15 protein-coding genes and 1 pseudogene are annotated in these 20,048 nt (G+C 35.1%); 11 read left to right on the top strand and 5 right to left on the bottom strand.

Annotation, left to right across the window (positions count from 1 at the left end):
• Positions 1-3: 3 nt before the first annotated feature.
• A pseudogene (locus ACP6PM_RS24720) lies at positions 4-150 on the bottom strand (photosystem II D2 protein (photosystem q(a) protein)); the annotation flags it as partial.
• 605 nt (positions 151-755) lie between these two features.
• On the opposite strand from ACP6PM_RS24720, the gene ACP6PM_RS24715 reads away from it, so the two are divergent.
• The 6 genes from ACP6PM_RS24715 to ACP6PM_RS24690 all read left to right on the top strand — a co-directional run bounded on the left by ACP6PM_RS24715 (position 756) and on the right by ACP6PM_RS24690 (position 5,189).
• Positions 756-1,319: a photosystem I assembly protein Ycf4 gene (locus ACP6PM_RS24715; RefSeq protein ID WP_293097523.1), complete on the top strand. Its 564-nt coding sequence runs from the start codon at positions 756-758 to the stop codon at positions 1,317-1,319.
• Between the two features lie 175 nt (positions 1,320-1,494).
• Positions 1,495-2,256 (top strand): peptidylprolyl isomerase, encoded by a 762-nt coding sequence (locus ACP6PM_RS24710; RefSeq protein WP_426589351.1) that lies wholly within the window; start codon positions 1,495-1,497, stop codon positions 2,254-2,256.
• A gap of 7 nt (positions 2,257-2,263) precedes the next feature.
• Complete coding sequence (locus ACP6PM_RS24705) at positions 2,264-3,412, top strand: beta-ketoacyl-ACP synthase (protein ID WP_426589349.1); 1,149 nt, start codon at positions 2,264-2,266, stop codon at positions 3,410-3,412.
• A 275-nt stretch (positions 3,413-3,687) separates the two neighbouring features.
• Positions 3,688-3,930 (top strand): DUF4926 domain-containing protein, encoded by a 243-nt coding sequence (locus tag ACP6PM_RS24700; protein WP_426589347.1) that lies wholly within the window; start codon positions 3,688-3,690, stop codon positions 3,928-3,930.
• A gap of 44 nt (positions 3,931-3,974) precedes the next feature.
• Positions 3,975-4,538: a Uma2 family endonuclease gene (locus tag ACP6PM_RS24695; protein ID WP_426589345.1), complete on the top strand. Its 564-nt coding sequence runs from the start codon at positions 3,975-3,977 to the stop codon at positions 4,536-4,538.
• Positions 4,539-4,625: 87 nt separating this feature from the next.
• The gene (locus tag ACP6PM_RS24690; RefSeq protein ID WP_426589343.1) at positions 4,626-5,189 is read left to right on the top strand and encodes a Uma2 family endonuclease; all 564 of its coding nucleotides are present in this window, start codon (positions 4,626-4,628) and stop codon (positions 5,187-5,189) included.
• 221 nt (positions 5,190-5,410) lie between these two features.
• Here ACP6PM_RS24690 and ACP6PM_RS24685 read toward each other — a convergent pair whose 3' ends face one another.
• Positions 5,411-7,066, bottom strand: coding sequence for an AIPR family protein (locus ACP6PM_RS24685; RefSeq protein WP_426589342.1), 1,656 nt, complete (start codon positions 7,064-7,066; stop codon positions 5,411-5,413).
• Between the two features lie 160 nt (positions 7,067-7,226).
• Between ACP6PM_RS24685 and mutL the strand changes: the two genes are divergently transcribed.
• The 3 genes from mutL (at position 7,227) to ACP6PM_RS24670 (ending at position 11,834) form a co-directional block, all read left to right on the top strand.
• A complete protein-coding gene (gene mutL, locus ACP6PM_RS24680) occupies positions 7,227-8,990 on the top strand; it encodes a DNA mismatch repair endonuclease MutL (RefSeq protein ID WP_426589341.1) in 1,764 nt (587 codons plus the stop codon).
• Positions 8,991-10,176: 1,186 nt separating this feature from the next.
• A complete protein-coding gene (locus tag ACP6PM_RS24675) occupies positions 10,177-11,001 on the top strand; it encodes a SirB1 family protein (protein ID WP_426589339.1) in 825 nt (274 codons plus the stop codon).
• A gap of 185 nt (positions 11,002-11,186) precedes the next feature.
• On the top strand, positions 11,187-11,834 hold the full coding sequence (locus tag ACP6PM_RS24670) for an alpha/beta hydrolase (RefSeq protein ID WP_426589337.1): 648 nt from the start codon (positions 11,187-11,189) through the stop codon (positions 11,832-11,834).
• Between the two features lie 424 nt (positions 11,835-12,258).
• Here ACP6PM_RS24670 and ACP6PM_RS24665 read toward each other — a convergent pair whose 3' ends face one another.
• On the bottom strand, positions 12,259-12,714 hold the full coding sequence (locus tag ACP6PM_RS24665) for an SRPBCC family protein (protein ID WP_426589335.1): 456 nt from the start codon (positions 12,712-12,714) through the stop codon (positions 12,259-12,261).
• 355 nt (positions 12,715-13,069) lie between these two features.
• Here ACP6PM_RS24665 and ACP6PM_RS24660 point away from each other — a divergent pair, with 355 nt between their 5' ends.
• Both ACP6PM_RS24660 and ACP6PM_RS24655 read left to right on the top strand, forming a co-directional pair.
• Positions 13,070-14,725 carry a mechanosensitive ion channel gene (locus tag ACP6PM_RS24660; RefSeq protein ID WP_426589333.1) on the top strand — a complete coding sequence of 552 codons (1,656 nt, stop codon included), beginning with the start codon at positions 13,070-13,072 and terminating at the stop codon, positions 14,723-14,725.
• Between the two features lie 320 nt (positions 14,726-15,045).
• Positions 15,046-16,380 (top strand): aminotransferase class I/II-fold pyridoxal phosphate-dependent enzyme, encoded by a 1,335-nt coding sequence (locus ACP6PM_RS24655; RefSeq protein ID WP_426589331.1) that lies wholly within the window; start codon positions 15,046-15,048, stop codon positions 16,378-16,380.
• 179 nt (positions 16,381-16,559) lie between these two features.
• Here ACP6PM_RS24655 and ACP6PM_RS24650 read toward each other — a convergent pair whose 3' ends face one another.
• Positions 16,560-16,892, bottom strand: a complete 333-nt coding sequence (locus tag ACP6PM_RS24650; protein WP_426589329.1) for a zinc ribbon domain-containing protein — start codon at positions 16,890-16,892, stop codon at positions 16,560-16,562.
• Between the two features lie 523 nt (positions 16,893-17,415).
• A complete protein-coding gene (locus ACP6PM_RS24645) occupies positions 17,416-18,861 on the bottom strand; it encodes a GTP-binding protein (RefSeq protein WP_426589327.1) in 1,446 nt (481 codons plus the stop codon).
• Between the last annotated feature and the right edge of the window lie 1,187 nt (positions 18,862-20,048).

The raw sequence follows: 20,048 nt of genomic DNA, 5'->3' as shown, positions 1-20,048 counted from the left end.
CTCCTAAAGGAATATAAAGTTTTGATCTAGCTGATCTACAGGAGCCATCCAAGCTCGGATAGCCTTGTTCAGCAAAATGTTTTTGGTATAAAATGTTTCAAACGATGGGTCTTCTAATGCCCGTAACTCCTAGGATACGAAGTCATAAGCCATTCTTAGAAACTTATGATTATCTATACAAATCTATGATTTTCTATAAATAATCTTTTCTATTCTTGTTTCTACCTGGCAACGTCGGCGTTATCCAGTCCACAAGCTGTCACGGTCGTTCGCGTCAGCGGAGCGTAGCTCTCACTGACCGCCCTAGCTAGATTTAAACTAGCATTTAAGTCTCGTTTCCCTACTGAAACCGCATATCTCAAATATATACTTGACTTGCTTCTTATACGCCCTCTATAGATATATCACATTCTGGGCTATCTAAAGATGATCCTACTTCATAGCATATCCATTACATGAGTCCAGCTAGAACAAGTCCTAGCAGATGGAGAAAATCTATCCGCTTCATTACTTTGAATAACTATCGCATAATAAAGCCAGATGACGTAATGTCAACTAAGTCAACTATCTTGCTTTGATCAAAAAGTTTGTTTTATTAAGCAAGTTAACATAAGTATATATAGGTTTAATAAATTTTGCAATTATCGTCTATCCCTAGTACCTTAAATTTATTTAAACTCTACTTTAGATTTTAGATATTTATTATATGAGTCGAAAAAATTTTAAAATTTAGAATTAATAACCATAGAGGATTTATGACTACTCAAGCTTCAATAGGCAATGGCCTACTGCATCAACCAATTATTGGGTCTCGTCGTCTGAGTAATTACTTCTGGGCTGTAATTGTCAGTATGGGAGGTATTGGTTTCCTCTTATCAGGGATCTCTAGCTATCTCAAAGTTAACCTGTTACTTGTTGCCGACCCTAGCCAACTCAATTTCTTACCCCAAGGAATAGCTATGGGATTTTATGGCCTGATTGGTACACTATATGGCATTTTTTTGTGGTTAACTATTCTTTGGGACATTGGCGGTGGCTATAATGAATTTAACCAAGACAAAGGCCAGATTATGATTTTTCGCTGGGGATTTCCTGGTAAGAACCGTAAAGTAGAATTTAATTGTACTACAGAAAATGTCCAATCGATTAAAGTAGATATTAAAGAAGGTCTCAATCCTCGTAGAGCTATATATCTCCGCCTCAAAGATAGTCGGCAAATACCTCTTACCCGTGTAGGTCAGCCATTAGCCTTGTCTAAATTGGAAAATGAAGCTGCTCAACTCGCAAAGTTTCTCCAAGTTCCTTTGGAGGGGCTATAGTAGAAGTCAAAAGTCAGAAGTTAGAAGTTAGAAGTAATCCCTGACTTAGTTTGAACATTTAAAAATGTGCGCATGAAATGCTTAGCGTTGCCTCAGTCAAACAAGAATCTCCCGTTATAATTTTTGATTTAACGATGAGAGTCTTAAAAAAATTAACATAGAATTGTGAGTGAAAATGCAAAGAAAAATCAGCCAGTGGTTATTGCTACTGTTGGTAGTTGCAACTTTTTTAGTGACAGGATGTAGTGCCATCTCAGTTCCTAATACGGAAGTTTCTACCCCAACTCCATCAAGTCAAACACAACTAGCTGTTAAGTATAGTTACTTGCCTAAGCTCAACGGTAAAGCAACAGTAGTAATGACTGTTAATGGATCTCCTATAACAATAGAAGTAGATGGTATGAACGCACCTATTACAGCAGGTAATTTTGTGGATCTAGTTCAAAAAGGGGTTTATGATGGGTTAGCATTTCACCGGGTAGTGCGTGAACCTCAACCTTTTGTAGTTCAGGGTGGCGACCCTCAAAGTAAAGACCTCAATGTTCCCTTAAATAATTTAGGTACAGGAGGTTTTATCGATCCACAAACTTCTACTAGGCGTTATATTCCTCTAGAAATTAAACCTCAAGAAGCTAGTGAACCAGTTTACAGCAAAACTTTTGAAAATGTTGGTATTCAGCAGCAACCTGTTTTACCTCATACAAGAGGTGCTGTAGCAATGGCTCGCTCTCAGCCTCCTGACTCTGCTTCTTCCCAATTTTATTTTGCTTTAACTGACCTTCCTTTCCTGGATGGTAACTATGCAGTATTCGGGTATGTCACACAAGGGATGAAAGAAGTTGTCGATCAAATAGAAGCTGGCGATCGCATTGAGTCAGCTAAAGTGGTTGAGGGTCTGGAAAATTTAAGCATAAAAACTAATACTAGCGGATCATAACTTAACTGTGAAAGTTGTAGTTACGGGTATTGGTCTAGCTTCTGCTTTGGGAAACCTCCATCAAAGTTGGGAAAAGTTACTCAAGGGTAGGTCTGCTATTAAGTTACATCAACCTTTTGCAGAACTACCTCCCCTACCCTTGGGTATAATTGATTCTCAACCTGTTGATTTAACTAGGTTAACTAAGCAAGTTGTGGAAACTCCTGTCAAATCTTCGGGTTTGACTCTTCCACTACCTGAATGTGGTGTAGTCATAGGTTCGAGTCGTGGCTATCAAGGTATGCTGGAAAAATTGGCAAAAAAGCAGTTTACTGGAAATAGTCAGCCAAATAATCTGGAAAAAGATTGCAGTTCATTTATCGAGCTGTTGCCACATCAACCTGCTATTCTGACTGCAAATCATATCGGTACAAAAGGCACTGTTTTGGCTCCAATGGCTGCTTGTGCGACGGGTATATGGGCGATCGCTCGTGCTGTAGAGTTAATTGAAATGGGTCAATGTCAACAGGTGATTGCGGGTGCTGTGGAATCTCCTATTACACCTCTTACTATAGCAGGATTTCGGAAAATGGGAGCTTTGGCTCAAACAGGTGCTTATCCTTTTGACCGCAGTCGGGAGGGGTTAGTTTTGGGGGAAGGAGCAGCTATTTTGGTATTAGAGTCTGCTGAATTTGCACGGCAAAGATCCGCTAAAATTTATGGTCAAATTCGAGGTTTAGGTTTGACAAATGATGCAACTTATGGTAATGCGCCGGATTTGAGTGGCAAAAGTGCAATGTTGGCGATCGCTCAATGTTTGGAAAGAAGTGGTTTATCTGCTGAAGATATTGACTATGTTCATGGTCACGGAACGGCAACTCAATTAAACGATCGCCACGAAGCTAATTTAATTAAGAAAATTTTTCCTCAGAAAGTGGCAGTTAGTTCGACAAAGGGAGCGACGGGTCATACTTTGGGAGCATCTGGAGCATTGGGTGCTGCATTTTGTTTGATGGCGATGGAACATCAGATTTTGCCTCCTTGTGTGGGATTAAATGAGGCAGAATTTGACTTAGACTTGGTTAGGTTTGCTCGTGAGTCTCAGGTGGAAAATGTTTTATGTTTGAGTTTTGGGTTTGGGGGGCAAAATGCTACTTTGGTATTGAGTAAGGTGTAGCGCAGGTTAACGAAGTCAGAAGTCAGAAGTCAGAAATCAGAAGTTTTTAGGAGAATCTCTGATTTTAGTTGCCTGGATAATTCGTACAGGAGAAGATTTTCCGAGATTAACAAATTGTTATTCTGTTAGTAGGTGATATAAAATCCTGATAATTACTATAGCCAAGTCATTGCGACTGGAACGGAGTGGAAGGAAGCAATCTCAGGGATGCACGGAGATTGCTTCCTTCCGTCGCAATGACAACTGTTCAACCGGATTCTATATGAGTTATAATTATGACTGAATTACAAGAATTAGATATAGTTGCATTAACTGAGGATAGACAAACAACTCATTTTGAAACAGGAGAATCTATTATTTTATATAGAAGACAAGTAGAAACAATTGTTATGGAATACAATAATAATGTTTTTGAAGTAGATTTTTCTGATAATGATGGAACAACTTATGCCATGGAAACTATTTCAGGTAATCAAATAATGCGATTACATTATGAATTAGTGGAAGTTGTTGTTTAATCCTCGCAAATGTTTAGCTATTAAGTATTTTTAAGGAGTTGATAATGTCTGTACAATTATTGCGACGACTATTTACTGTAGAGCAGTATTATAAAATGCTGGAAGCAGGAGTATTTAATGAAAATGAACGAGTAGAATTAATCAGAGGAGAAATTATAAATATGTCCCCTATGGGTTATCATCATGCAGGTCGTCTGAATCGTCTTAACGAACTGTTCTTTTTACGTTTAGCACAGACTGTTACTATCGGAATTCAAGTTCCTGTAAGATTGAATAATACTTCTGAACCACAACCAGATGTAAGTTTGTTGCAACGACGACCAGATTTTTATGAGACTCAACTACCTCAACCAGAAAATGTATTTCTCCTTATAGAAGTTTCAGATACAACTATTAAATATGACCGAGAAGTAAAAGTTCCTTTATATGCTGAGAATAATATTGTTGAAGTTTGGTTGGTGAATCTGACTGAAAAATGTCTGGAAGTTTACCGACAACCTACGGCGAATGGTTATCAGACTGTGCAGACTTTTCAAAAGGGTGAAAGTTTGACTATTCAAGCTTTGCCTAATGTAACTTTTACTGTTGATGAAATATTGGGAGATTAACAGAAATTTTCAGTTAGAATATTTAGAGTAAATATAATTTTTCATACAAACAAATTCATAGGATTATTTTCAAGGAGTTAATTAATAATGGCTGTAGAATTATTGCGACGACTATTTACTGTAGATGAATGTTATAAAATGCTGGAAGCAGGAATATTAACTGAAAATGAACGAGTAGAACTAATCCGAGGAGAAATTATCAAAATGTCCCCTATGGGTATTCGTCACCCCGCTTGTGTGAAATGTCTGAACGAACTTTTCTTTTTGCGTTTAGGAAAAACTGTTACTGTGGGAATTCAAGATCCTGTAAGATTGAATAATACTTCTGAACCACAACCAGATATAAGTTTGCTGCAACGACGACCAGATTTTTATCGGACTCAACAACCTCAACCAGAAAATGTATTTCTCCTTATAGAAGTGTCAGATACAACAATTAAATATGACCGAGAAATAAAAGTTCCTTTATATGCTGAGAATAACATTGTTGAAGTTTGGTTGGTGAATCTGACTGAAGAATGTCTGGAAGTTTACCGACAACCTACTGCGAATGGTTATGAAATTGTGCAGACTTTTCAAAGGGGTGAAACTGTGACAATTCAAGCTTTGCCTAATGTAACTTTTACTGTTGATGAAATATTGGGAGATTGATACAAACTTTCAACATTTTGCTCCCCCAGTAATGCTATGGTTTTGCCAATCAAATCGAATGATTAATTAACTTTATTTACTAGAAAATCTGTAAAATCTTTGCGTTTAATTGCTTTATTTAAAGAAGGATAGTCCTCTGAAGTGTTCAAATACTCATCTGTCCAAGTATCAATTTCTTTAATCACTTTAAAAATAACTTTACTATCTTCGGGTAAGCTTAATTATTCTACATCTTTTACTTGATAAATTGCTGTTTTTAGTTGTCTGATAGTAAATAGCATTGCAATGTGGAATTTTAAAGTTCTAATTGTTGTTTTAGACTTCTTAAGAGACTGATTCTTTAGACAATTCTTTACTTCTGAAAAATCTGGCGAACTAATACAATCTTCTATTGTTTTTACTAATTTAGCACAAAAGAAGTAAATTTTCATATTTATCGATTCATTAAATACTTTTTTATAGTTATTATCCGCTTTGATTATTGTGTTTGGGCTAGATGCTGCTCTATGTGGTTCACGAAAAACAATAGAAGTTATTGCCTGAGCTAAATAAGGAATTCCCACTATTTTTTTAGAATGTTTACCTGTATTTTTATAAAAATTTTTCCGACGATCATAAAATAAGTCGTGTCGTAAAAAGTAATCTTCTATATTTCTCTGGATAGAATCAGTAGCTCTTAAAGAAGATGCTTGAATCGGAGTTTGAAAATTAGTTGCTTTAATAATTTGATCTCTAGATTCCTGGTATTCTGTAAAGATGATTTTAATTAGTATTGCTCTGTCATCTTGATTGTTCCAAACGCTTGATTTTTCGTTATTATTCTTTTTATTTAAAACATTCATGTATTGATATAAAATTGTCGTTGTTTGTAGACCATTTACTATTTGAACATCATCAAGGCTAATGACTTTTCCTTTAGTTGTTCCATTAGATGCTAGTATAGTTATGCCATTATTCAACCACCAAAAATCTATATCTTTATGAGGGGAATCAAGAGAGTTTCTAATATCCTTGTTAACCTCTATATTATTACCTTGATAATCTCGCACATTTGACTCAAATATATACTTTCGTAAATTACCTTGTTCATCAGTCACAAATTGATAGTAGTCTTTAAGCTTAGAGAGAATAATGTAACCTTTGTTTAAATTATTATCTGAATTGTTATCTAACCTAGATATATAATTTTCTATAAACTTTAATTCTAAATTATAGCTTTTCTCTTTCCTAGATATTTTAAGTAGTTCACTGGCACCGATAAACTTAAATTCTACCTCAGAAGATGAAAAACATTTTTTTGTTTGCTCTTTTAGTGTTTCAACTTTAAACTTTACTTGGCTATTAATTTGTGACGTATCCCCTTTGCTTGCATAGATATAATTAATTTTTAAGCTTGGATGCTTACTAGCTAAATTTCTATATAGTGTATGGAATATTTCTATCTTCTCTAGAAGCATATCATTATAAATATTTTCTAGATTTTTTATGTCTAGGGATAAATCAAATAGTTTTTGTGTAGTGACAATAAGCTTATCTATGGCTGTCTCTTGAAATGATTTCGATGTTTTGGTTTGAATTAAGTAAACTTCTATTTGTGGTTTTCGGGTAATATTTTTAATATTTTTAATATCCTCTAATGAAGGAAGTTCATAAAATAGTTCATCGTTTACAAAAACAAAAAAACCATCTATACCTCCGTCATTACCTCCATCTACTCTACCAGAATCTATTTCTTCATTAGATAAATCATACTCTTTTAAGGATTGTTCAAAAGAGAATAATTCAAAAAAATCTTCTTTTGAATTGTTAGATAATGTGTCATTAATTTTCTCTTCAATAATTTGATCAAGTATAATTAAATCATTATTATTTGACATAAATTTTATGCTCTTATATAGTTATAGTAGTTATGAACATAATATACTATCAAATTATATTTATCCAAACTATTTAAAATATGTTTATATTTCATGTTGTGCAGCAAAACGCACCCTGCTGCACTAATCCGTACATCCGTGGCTAAATTTGTGTCTACAAATGCAATCTAAAATTCAAACTTTACCGAAAGAAGTTGTCAATTTAATTGCTGCTGGAGAAGTGATTGATTCTTTAGCGGCAGTAGTACGAGAATTAGTAGAAAATTCTCTTGATGCTGGTGCAACTCGCATCATAATTTCTATCATTTCTGAACAGTGGCGAGTACAAATTTCTGATAATGGTATGGGTATGAATTTAGCTAATTTAAAACAAGCAGCAAATCCTCATAGTACGAGCAAAATTACTAATCTTCAAGACCTTACAAAAATTACCAGTTTAGGATTTCGTGGAGAGGCACTTCATAGTTTAGCTAATCTCTCAAATTTAGAAATATTAAGTCGTCCTAAGTCGCCTCTTTCAGAGAATGAAAATGAAGGTTGGCGAGTTGTTTATAACCAGGAAGGAAAAGCTGTTGAAGTTGAAAGGGTTGCCATTGCTCCTGGTACTATTGTTAAAGTTTCTAATCTGTTTGGGAAATGGCCTGTACGCCGCCAAGGAATGCCTTCTCCTGCCCAACAAATGCGAGGCATACAATTAATTATTTATCAAATAGCGCTTTGTTATCCTGATGTTACTTGGCAAGTTTGGCAGGGTAGTAAATTATGGATACAAATTAGTCCTGGTGCTACAGCAAAACAAATTTTACCTCAAATTTTATCGACAGTAAGGTTGAATGATTTACAGTATATTCAACAAGAAATTGATGAGGAGGAAGCAAAAGAATTAAATATCGAAACATCAAACTTTTCCCAATATCAAGATTCTCAATTTTTGGATAGACAATCATTAGAATTAGTCTTAGGTTTGCCAGATAGATGTCATCGGAGACGACCTGATTGGGTGAAAGTTGCTATTAATGGTAGGGTGGTAAAAGTCCCAGAATTAGAACAAACAATTATTAGCTCTTTGGCGAGAACTTGCCCTCGCGATCGCTATCCTATTTGTTTTGTTCATTTACAAATTTTTCCCTATCAAATTAACTGGAACCGTCATCCAGCGAAAACTGAAATTTATCTAGATAATTTGAAATTTTGGCAACAACAAATCAATCTAGCAATTGGTAAAGCATTACAATTTAGTGCGGATATAATGCCAGAATTTCCATTGTCAGAAAGAGTAGAAAAAATATTAAAAGTCTCAGAAAATACAGGCAATTATCAAACTCGTCGCTCTATAGAAATTTCCCCAGAAAATACAGAAGAAAAAGATCGAGAATTAGGACTAATAGAATTAAAAGCGATCGCTCAATTACATAATACTTATATAGTAGCGGAACATCCCAGTGGAATTTGGTTGATAGAACAACATATTGCCCACGAAAGAATTTTATATGAAGAATTATGCGATGCTTGGCAAATAACTTCTTTGGAAACTCCGATTATTTTGCATCATTTATCCTCCGCTCAAATAGAACAACTTCAACGCTTAAATATAGAGGTGGAAATTTTCGGAGATTCTATTTGGGCAGCTCGCACTGCTCCTGAAATGTTAGCCAAAAGAAATGACACTGCTGATGCTTTAATTGAACTGAGTAAAGGAGGCGATCTAGAATCTGCTAAAGTAGCTACTTCTTGTCGTAGTGCTATTAGAAATGGAACTCCTTTAAGTCTACCAGAAATGCAAAGTTTATTAAATAAATGGCAACTTACTCGTAACCCTCGTACTTGTCCCCACGGTAGACCAATTTATTTATCTTTAGAAGAATCAGCTTTAGCTCGTTTCTTTCGGCGACATTGGGTTATTGGAAAAAGTCACGGAATTTGAAGGAAAAGGCAAGAAGGAAGAGGTAATACCGTTTCACGGAAGTAAAAAGTAAAAAGTAAGATTTTGTAGGTTCAAAACTTTGATGCTACCGTAATTTCAGGCAATTATTTATCATCTGAAGTTTGGAACTATTTGTGACATTTTTAAAGTAAATTGGTATTACAAAATGCTCTGACTAAAAGTTTAAACAAGTTAACCCAAAAAGTAGTAGCTGGAATAACTGGATGGGAATTTATTGTTAATGCTTGATCAATGGCCAATATTTAGGTACGTTGGCGCAGCCTAGCGTAGCTACATCGCCTGTCAGTATCCAATATTTCAAAAGTGATCGCATCCAAGTATTTGTAACATTCTTTTTTCAAAATGGTATAATTATTCATTATGCATTAATGCTATAATTTGATGCTACTTCAGTTATTAAGTATTTAACACAGACAGAATAACTTTTTTGATAAGTATTAGACATTTTGTATTAATTATTCTCATATTTATCTCTCCCCCACTCCCCTACTTCCCTACTCAAGAAAATGTAGAGAAGTTTTTGATAAATAGTATAAGAGGGAAGAAGAAATAAATTCAATATTTTGGCAGAAAGGAAGAGGTAATATAAAATATAGTTATTTCAGTTTAACGGAATAAAGAAGAAGGAAAAAGCAATGAATTCAATGTTTTTTCAGAAATTATAAAAATGAAAAAATATTAACTGTTGACTGATAAACTGATACCTAAATATCTGATAGAGAAGGATAAATCAAGTTATACTAAATTAGCCGATTACTCTATTTTCTAATTCTGGAAAATAACCAAACAGCAACGAACAAAAAAAATACATTTTTATCAATTACTAGATTATAAATTTAACGAAGTAGGTAAGCAAAATTAAACTTAAAATATTTGGAATGAGTAAATTTTCCCAAACTATTCTAATTCCTGACTATACGTCGCAAATTCGATAGTTCCCCTATCGGTGATTAATGTGGTACAACTAACGGGGTAAATATTTTTTGCTTGTTCCCTATCCTCTGACCCGTCTTTTATGCTCCCTAACACCATCAACATATCTACTTTTTTATCAAGTAGGAAACTGCTGTAATTTTAATTCTGAGTGAAAAATTTCCCTCTCAAGTCTCCTCTTTATATAGGAGGTACTGATAACTGATAAGCGAAATAATGACTAGGTACTAATATGAATTGTTCCCCATATAGAGAGTTATTTTATTCAGAAATTAACAAATCCGATGAAAAAATAGATTTAGCTAAAGCTGCTCTTTATTTAGCTTTGGAAGATGACCAAAAATTTGACCCAGATGAGTATCTAAATGCTCTTGATACAATGGCAAATGAAGTCCAAGAAACATTACCAGAAACTCTCTATCCTTTACGAATTATTAAGAGTATTAATAACTATCTTTATAATGATTTAGGTTTTACTGGAAATACTATTGATTATTATGACCCAAGGAATAGTTGTCTGAATCAAGTAATTGAAAGACGCACTGGAATTCCGATTACTTTATCCCTAGTTTATCTAGAAATTGCTAAAAGAATTAATTTTCCCATGGTGGGTATTGGAATGCCAGGACATTTCTTAATTCGACCTAATTTTGAAGAAGTTGGTATATATGTAGATGCTTTTAACCAAGGTGAAATTCTTTTTCCTCAAGATTGTCAAGAACAGTTGGCCAAAATTTATGGTCAACCAGTGGAACTACAACCTCAGTTTTTGGCAACTGTAAGTAATAAACAGTTTTTAACACGAATGTTGACAAATCTTAAAGCAATTTATTTGAACCGAAATGAGGGGTTAAAAGCTATTGCAGCCATCGATCGGATTTTACTATTATTTCCAAATGCAGTTATGGAAAAACGAGACCGAGGCGTATTATATTATCAGCTAAATCTTTGGACAGAAGCTCGTCAAGATTTAGAAACTTATCTAGTGAATTTTCCTCAAGCTGATGATGTAGAGATAATTAGACAATTACTGGATAGAATTAGCCAAAATCTATAACTGAATATTTCCGATCTCGGAGTTGATTGATAAACTAAATATTAAACTTAGCTCTATCAGGCTCTCTTTATATCATCTTTAATAAATTAGCTCTGGGGAACTTGATATCTAATATTTCAGACCTTAGATATAAGACCAAAAAACCATTGAACAAATCTAGCCATTAAATTGTGAGGAAGAGCAGAATGAAAAATATTTTAAATTTAGGGGTATTGAAGAACAAATTATTCAAATTTACTGGTTTCAGTAAAGGATTATCAAAGTTTTTCTACATTTCTTTGGCAGGAATTTTAACAATTATTTCTAGTATTTTAATCTTTACTTCTCAACCAGCAGATGCGATAGATGAAATTAAGATTACTTATGAATCGATTAATATACCTATAGCTATTTCTGATTTAGTGAAATTTGCCAATACAGGAGAACAGTCTGAGCAATTAAAGTCACTATTTTTAACAGCTAATGCTAGTCAGGAAAATATAGATAAAGTTCAAGAAATTTTAAGTTATAAATTAGAGGTTAAACCCGATTTTGTCAATAAATTATTAGAATCACGTTATGGTGAACTTGCTATTGAAGAATTTAGTCGCTATTTTTCTCCGAATAGTAATGTAGCGACGGTAACTAACGATCTTATTGAGGCAGTTAATAAAATTATTGCTGATGGAGAAGTATCATTTTTAGAACTGGTACAAAACTTTAAATGGACTGATAAAATTGTCATTGATGCTAAAGGTATTGAAACATTTTTTGTAGAGGCTATAGAATTTGCTAAAAGAGGACTAGATTTTGTCAGAGAACAACCACAGGTGCAAAAAATATTTTGCGAATAATTTGTTTTAGGGAGTGGGGAGATGGGGAGATGGGGAGATTGAAGTAATTATAGAATTATAAACATATACTGTATTACCGGATTCTATCTCACCCCATCTTACTATCAATCTTCACAGTAGTTATGGTTCAGCAATTAACAATTACCTGTTCTTAAAAATAAGAGGATTGACTTTCAACCTGAATTATTTAATAATTAACAATGAATTAGGGCTTGCTGATTAACTATAAAACCATTGATAGAAAAAAGCTTTAGCTTTTTTCCTTCAAAAATAGTGCCAGCTTTTCGGATTTAAAAGCCCAAAAAGTTAGCATTTTAGGCAGAATAATTGCAGAAAAATCAAGGGATAATTCTTCCGACTGCCTCCTCTATAATTCCCATTTATCTTAACTATTCCCTATTCCCTATTCCCTATTCCCTACTCCCTAATTATGATAGTATTGCTCCTCTGCTACTCTCTTCAAGCGTCTTAGTTGAGCTTCCATGTCTGCTTTTGTCCATGAAGCAGCAAACTGATTAAAACCAAACCTTATTATAGGATTAGGTATCTCAAATTCAAAACGATTTAATAAACGAGTACCTTCAGGTTCAGGTTGACATTCCCAGCGATCGCGACCTTGGAAAAAACCCTGAAATTCCCAAACAATTAAACCAGGTTCTCGTTCAGCTACAACACTATATAAAGAAGGTTGTAAAAAAGGAATATTTATGATGAATCTACTACGACTTCCCACAAATGTATCCCATTTACCCACAGGTTCACAACGTAGCATTGGATTTAACCACTTGTGCATAAGAATGTTATCTGTAATACAACGTTCTACAATAGTGGCACTGGCACGAATTAAAATATGTTGCTCGAAAACTTGACTAAATTGCATAGTTACCGAAAAATAGGGTCTAAAGCCTGGCGTATAAGCGCACGACTTTTTAGTTGATTTTGTTTCAAAAAAAGCATTATCATTAACGCAACAATAAATATATTAGTCGCCGGAGGGCATTCGGAGACATTAAACGGACGTGGAGGGAAGCGTAACCCACCCCCATCCCCCCCCCGGGAGGGGAGCAAAATGGGTGGGTGCAGTATCTAATGAAACGTCAACCCGCTGAGGAGCTAAGGCTCGGTAAGTATCTCTGTGCCTAACCCGCCCGAGAGGATGTCAACTTCAAGCTATTAGACATATAAAAGCAATCATTCTGATTGCTAATTCAAACTCACATTAACCCAAGAAAAGCATGAATGGCACTTGGCAAAGCATCACACAATCAATCAACCTCAGTGAACCAATTCAGGCTAATCCGATGTTAGCCTCAGATATTTTCGCACAAACTCCAACAACTCCTGTAGATATGCTGTCCCAAAATTTTAACAAAATTTTAATTTTGGACATGATAACAGCAATTGCAATTCTAGTTGTAGGCTGGATAGTTGCTGGGATTATTTCCGGCATAGTTGGAAAACTATTCAAGAAGACTAATATTGATAACAAAATTGCTAGTTGGGTGACAGGCAGTCAGGAACAAGCTCAGAATCTACCAGTGGAGAAATGGATATCTTCTGTAGTGTTCTGGATCATTATGATCTTTGTTCTGATAGCCTTCTTTGACAAGCTTCAGCTAACCGCAGTTTCTGAACCTCTCAATGCTTTCCTCACAGAAATAACTAGCTTCTTACCTAATATAGCGGCTGCCCTGATTTGGCTAGGTATTGCCTGGTTAGTGGCAACTATAGCTAAATTAGCAGTAAGCAGAGGACTTAAAACATTTGGTTTAAATGACCGTCTGAATCAGCAGGTCAGTGATGGACAAGCAGAAAGTCAAATGGATGTTAGCGATACTATTGCTAATGCCATATATTGGCTGATTTTCTTACTATTCTTGCCAGTAATTCTGGAAGCTTTGCAACTACAGATTGCTCTACAACCTGTTCAAAACATGGTGGATCAAATCTTACAAGCTCTGCCCAGGATTCTTAAGGCTGTTATTCTGGCTACAGTTGGTTGGTTACTCGCTACTGTGGTTAAGAAAGTTGTTACTAATCTACTCGCTGCTACAGGTGTGGATCAAATGGGCACCAGGTTGGGCATGAGTCAAACCAGTGGCAGTCAAAATCTTTCTGCGATTATTGGTACGGTTGTTTATGTACTGATATTGATTCCTGTAGCGATCGCTGCTCTGAGTGCTCTGAATATTGAGGCCATTACTACTCCAGCAGTGGCGATGCTCAACAATATTTTGACATTTGTCCCCAAAATCTTTGCGGCTGTTGTAGTTCTTGCAATTGCTTACTTTGTTGGTCAATTTGTTAAAGATTTAGTTACTAATCTTCTGACAAGTATTGGCTTTAATAACCTTTTCAATTGGCTTGGTTTAACTTCCACTCCACCATCTTCCCCATCTAGCGACCCAAATGCAACTGTAATTCAGGGTGGACCTGGTACTACGCGGACTCCATCTGAAATTGCTGGCCTTGTAGCTTTTGTGGCCATTATCCTATTTGCTACAGTTTCAGCTACTCAGATTATGCAACTTGAGGCTCTGACCTTAATTGTTAACGTAGTAATATTAATTGCAGGTCGGGTTCTCTATGGTTTGGTAGTGTTGGCCATAGGTTTGTACTTGGCTAACCTTGCTTATAATTTAATTACCAGTTCTGGTAATTCTCAAGCAAAACTTTTGGGTCAGCTTGCTCGGATTGGAATTATTGTATTAGTCTCAGCTATGGCTCTGCAACAAATGGGTATTGCTCCCAGCATTGTGAATCTAGCTTTTGGACTTTTCATGGGAGCAATGGCAGTAGCTATTGCTTTAGCTTTTGGTTTGGGAGGACGAGATATTGCTTCTTCTCAAATTCAGGAATGGTTAGAACAGTTTAAAACTAAGAATAAATAGTTATTAAAAGTTCTGACAAAATTTTTGATTTGGGAGAATGGGAAATCTCAAAATGCTATAACCCGTTCTCCCTAGACTCAAACTTAAACTATTAAGGTAGGTAGTTCATTAATTGATAATTGATAATGGATAATTACCTCTGGTTAAAACCGTAAGGGAGAGGCGATCGCTTCATCTAATCATAATATCAAATACGTTTGATTGGACATAAAAAAAATTCTCCCGTCGTCATAATTACTAAATGAAAGTGGTTCTCTCTCCTCCTGACTCCTTTCCATACAGCCGTTAAAACTGGCACTTTTCCTGCTTAGCGAAATTTTATGATGAAATCACGTTCAACAGAAGAGTATGAATTATTTAGAAAACTTAAACGCTATCAAGGTCAGGTTGATCTGGGTCATTCAGATGCCCCTGAATATAAGAAGAAAGATCTAATGCTAGAAATGGAGAATTTATATGCATCTTACCCTGCCCAGTATTTAATCGATTCTCATAAAGTAACTGTGCCAGAAATTCTTGCTAATCTAGGTGCAGAAAAGATTTTTGGATTAATTCCCTCTTTTCCTAAGGTTGATCCGAAATCTGTAGCTATTTTCCCTAAGACTTCAACAATTCTTATTAAAATGTCGATTCTAGCCTCCAAAGATAGATTATTACGGATGGGAGGAAATGTTAAACCTATTACAGTCATTTATCCAGAAGGTAACTTTCGCTACAACCATAATATAGATATATTTTGTGGCACTAATCGGCATTTAGTAGAAGTTTGTCCCTCTAGTTTTAAGATTAAGCCAGACAAATTGGAAGAAGTCATTTGTACTGCAAAAAAGAATGGATATCTAATTGCTGCTTTTATACTGGAAACCCCTAATAATCCCTGGTGCCAAATTTATAGTGCAGATGAGTTAAAAGAATTAGCCGAGGTCGCGCATCAACATAATATCCTAATCATTAATGATCTGTATTTTTCAGGAACTGAAGCAATAGAAAATGACCAAGTTTCAGTGGCTAGTGTGAGTAGTCGCTCAGATTTAGTTATTACAACCTGTGGAATGCGAAGACAATTTGGAATTGACGGTATTGGCAAAGTAGGTTTTTTGACGAGTCAGAATGAGGAGCTTGTGAAGGACATTAAGCGCTTTGTTGTCGCAGCACATATTCGTTACACCAATGCAGAGGTACTTACAGCTTCTTGGGCTCTAAACAAAAGAGACTTGAATCATCGTGAAGAATTGAGAAAAGAGTTAGAGATCTTGAGGACTAATGCTGAAGCTTTTCTGATGACTTCTGATTTCTTGGCTATGGGAATGAAGATTATAAAAAGTAGCTGTGCAGGGCCTTTTGTCAATATTGGGTTTAACTCAGAACTAGAATCTAGGATGAAGAGTTTAGGGATAGCGGATAGTTATAAATTGGGTGAATATTTTTCTCAAATTGGAAAGGTTACACTTTTACCTTTAAGCTCAATGTTTACAAAGAAAATTGGCTTTCGGATAAACGTGACAAATATTTCGGAGTATAAAGCAGGATTAGCCTGTATGCAGGCTACCATTGAAAAGATTAAGAAAGGAGTTTCTTATATTTCTTTAGACAGAGAAATCAATCAAGAATATGAGATGTTGAGACAAGGTTATCGTCCTTGGGAAGGTATCTAGGTATGGAAGTATGGCGGTTGAGATATCAATGATATACGATAGAACTCTACTCTTTGACATCCTCCCCGACCTAAAGGCACGGGGATTCCTACCGAGCCTTAGCCCCACGGCGGGTTGACGTTTCACGGGCTGCTGCACCCACCCCTCTTGCTCCCCTCCCGGGAGGGGATGGGGGTGGGTTACGCTTGCCTCCGCGTCCTTTTAATGTCTCGGACTGCCAGAGAGCGACTAATATATTTATTGCTGCATTCTTGTCTAAGAACGTGTTTTGCACCACAGTTAAGGCATTCCCACTCTCGCACCTGAAGGTCTAATTTGCCACCTTTAAAGCCACAATTTGAGCAAACTTGACTTGTAGGTTCCCAACGGCTAATTACTCTAAAATCACGATCCTTTTTCTCAGCTTTTCCTTCCAATAAACTTCTAAATTGTCGCCAACCGCGCATCAGATACCCACCCCTCTTGCTCCCCTCCGGTGGAGGGGATGGGGGTGGGTTGCGGTTTTTTACCATGCCAGAAACATTGTCATACTTCTAAAATAATTGTTTGGTTTTCACGAATTATTTTAGTAGATAATTTATGCAGAAAATCTGTCAAGCGTATCTTTGAGTTTAGCATGGAACTTAGCCACTCTAGCCCGTGCTTTTTCAGATCTTTTAGACCCTTTAGTTTTCTTAGATAATGACTTACTTAACTTTCGGTACTTCTTAATTCGTTTTTTGAATTGAGTTTCACAGCTAACATTTCGATTATGAAACCTTGATCATATAAGGGATATATAAAAGTTGACACTAAAACATACCTTATCTATCAATACCCTTTTTTAGGAAAAATTTTGTAGAAACTCAACTCAAATTTCCAGAATAAATAGAATCAGAGTTCTCCTTAGTCAATAATCTATGATCAACTTACTCTAAATTACTAATCTTCCGAAGCAATAAATTATTCAACTACTCTGAAGTAATATTTTTTTACTTGCTTTGTTATTATTGATTGTTAAGTAACTAGGCAAAATTAATTACAAATCCTTCTAACTTAGTCTTGCCTGTTGCCTTTTTCCAAACTGAAATCTTTGATGTTTAACTTACTAATTAACTCATCTTTAATACGACCCATAATCGAATTTTCATCCAAAGATGCCAAAATATTACTCACCACAGCTTTCGGACCTTCCTCTCCCCAAGATGCACCATTAGCAAGATAAGTTTTGGTTATTTGCCCAATTCCATAAGATGATAAACCTCCCACTGCTGCTTGAGTCACTGCGACAGACAAATAGGGTGCTAAAGACAATCCTCCAGTAACAGGTGCAGCTAAACCCAATAATCCTTTCAAAGAACTTAGTCCTAGATTTGCTACTAATTCACTGGCAGTTATACCACCCATACTAATAGCTATCTTTTGTAATAAATCTACTGCTCCGCTTTGACTCATCCTAATACCATACAACTTGGATAAAGTCAATATCATAGCTACATCAATTATTGCCCCACTGAGAATATCTACTACAGTTACAGGGTTGAGAGCGATCGCCATTGCTTTAGTCATTACTCCCTTCCAAATGACCCGATCTGCGCTTTGAGAGCGAATTTCGATTTTCCGGCGTACTAACTGCTCATTAACATTATCAGCATAGAGCATACTATTGAGGGCTACCAAAGATTTACCTTCTCGATCTAAAATTTCTAATATTTTCAGCTTTAAATCTTCTACTTGAGGTTCTCCTCGCACCATCTCTACTCTAAGACTACCATCAGAACGTTGCACTGCTTTAGCCATTAGTGGAGAAGCTGCAGCCATAACTATTTCATTTGGCGAGAGTAATTCACGAACTCGTTCATCACGAATTTTATTATATATAGCTAATCTATCTGCTTCTGGGTATTGGTCTATTTTGTTAAACACTAGCAAAATTGGTTTACCAGCATCTCGTAAGTAAGAAAGAGCTTCATATTCTACTTGAGTAATATCTCCTGCTACAGCAAATAGAAGTAAATCTGCTTGTTTAGCTACCTGTCGCGCCATTAATTCCCTAGTTTCTCCATCTACTTCATCTATACCAGGAGTATCAATCAGTTCCACTTGAGATATTCTGTAGGAAGTAAGAGAATTTGTAGATGATGATTCTATTTCTGTTAAATTTTCTCTTCCCAATTCCCATTGTTTAATTTTGGTAGTTTTGGTAACACCATGAATTGGACCTGTTTCAAATACTTTTTCTCCTAATAAGGCATTGAGAAGTGAAGATTTACCTCTGCCTACCATGCCAAATACAGCAATATAAACAGCAGCTTTTTCTAACTTTTCTAACATTGATTCTAACCCGGAAATTTCTGAGTCTAATCCTGCTCTTTCTTCAGGAGTTAAATCCAGATTAGTTACGATGTCTTTTAAAGCATCTTTAGCGTTACAGATGTTAAGTTCTGCTTGAATATCTGCAAAGCTTGATATTGTTTTGTCTAGTTCTTTATCTAGATTCATTTTCGGATATTTTTCGCTTCAAAATAAACAATTTGTTATGTTTTTGATTGATTTTTTTCAAGTTTTATTTATATTTTCATCAAGTAAATTTGACGGTTTTATCGAAGTATTTATCTGGATTTTTATATCCTTTTTAAAGCTAGGAAGTAAACTGCAAAATTCAGTAATTTTTTGCTACTAACGTCAATTTTTTCAGATATAACTGTAGCTCTTAATTTGCTTTTTCGCCTGGATTTAATCAGACCGGCAACTAACATCCTTTAGTAGCAAGAAATATTTTTCAGAGTACAATATTGAGTGATACAGCGGATTCCAGGTTGATGAGGTACAGTGACACTAAATTTTTAAATAGTTTTTGAAGTATAGAATAAAGTTTTCATGTCTTTAATCAAATCTACTAGAATCACTGTGCCACACTTACATGAAATAGGCTGTATCTATAATTAATTTAATCATTTCCCTTGTTTTTAATACCAGTTTGATAAATGTTTGCTAGAAATAATTTTTATTTATTAGGTGGTAGGTTTTAGGTATTCACTAAATCTTCAAATATTCATGTTACCAGAAGTTTGACCATCCTAGCTCACTATTTGTAATATTATTTTTTCATGTATAGTATATAAATAAAGTTATAGAGCCGATCAAAATATAGGAATTATAACCCTTGTAGAGATACACAAGTTTTGGATTTTAGGGAATAGGAAATAGGGAATAAAAAAATACTATACCTTATTAATATGGGAATCACTATATATATATAACTATTATTTACATACTTATATCATTTTCAGATAATCAGTTATAAATAAAATATTCTTGTAAGGAGATTCCATAAAAATTTCCTACTCTCCCTCATTTTCTATGTTTCCTATTATTCTTTATCAGTCAACAGTTCATATTTTAATATTTTTAAATTATACTTTAATATTCCTACTATATTTTTTAAAATTAGTAGTGTAAATTTTACTGGCGCAAAGTTTTTTTACGCAATGCTCCGCATTCATGTCAGCGACAGACTAAACACTTTTGATGTTGCGGAGCAAAACGGCTGTTTATAGTATTTCTCAAGTTAGTGAGCTATATTTCTCTCTTGTTTTATGTTCCCTTTTCATCCTTGAATTTTCTACCTCACTCAGAGCTGAGAATTGCTATATATAATTAGAGTTTTGATAAGTTTAGCCACAGTA

This window comes from Dapis brunnea BLCC-M229, assembly GCF_050015995.1.
Lineage (GTDB): Bacteria > Cyanobacteriota > Cyanobacteriia > Cyanobacteriales > Microcoleaceae > Trichodesmium.
Note: the sequence above shows the minus strand (reverse complement) of the source record. Positions and strands in the feature narration are given on the sequence as shown.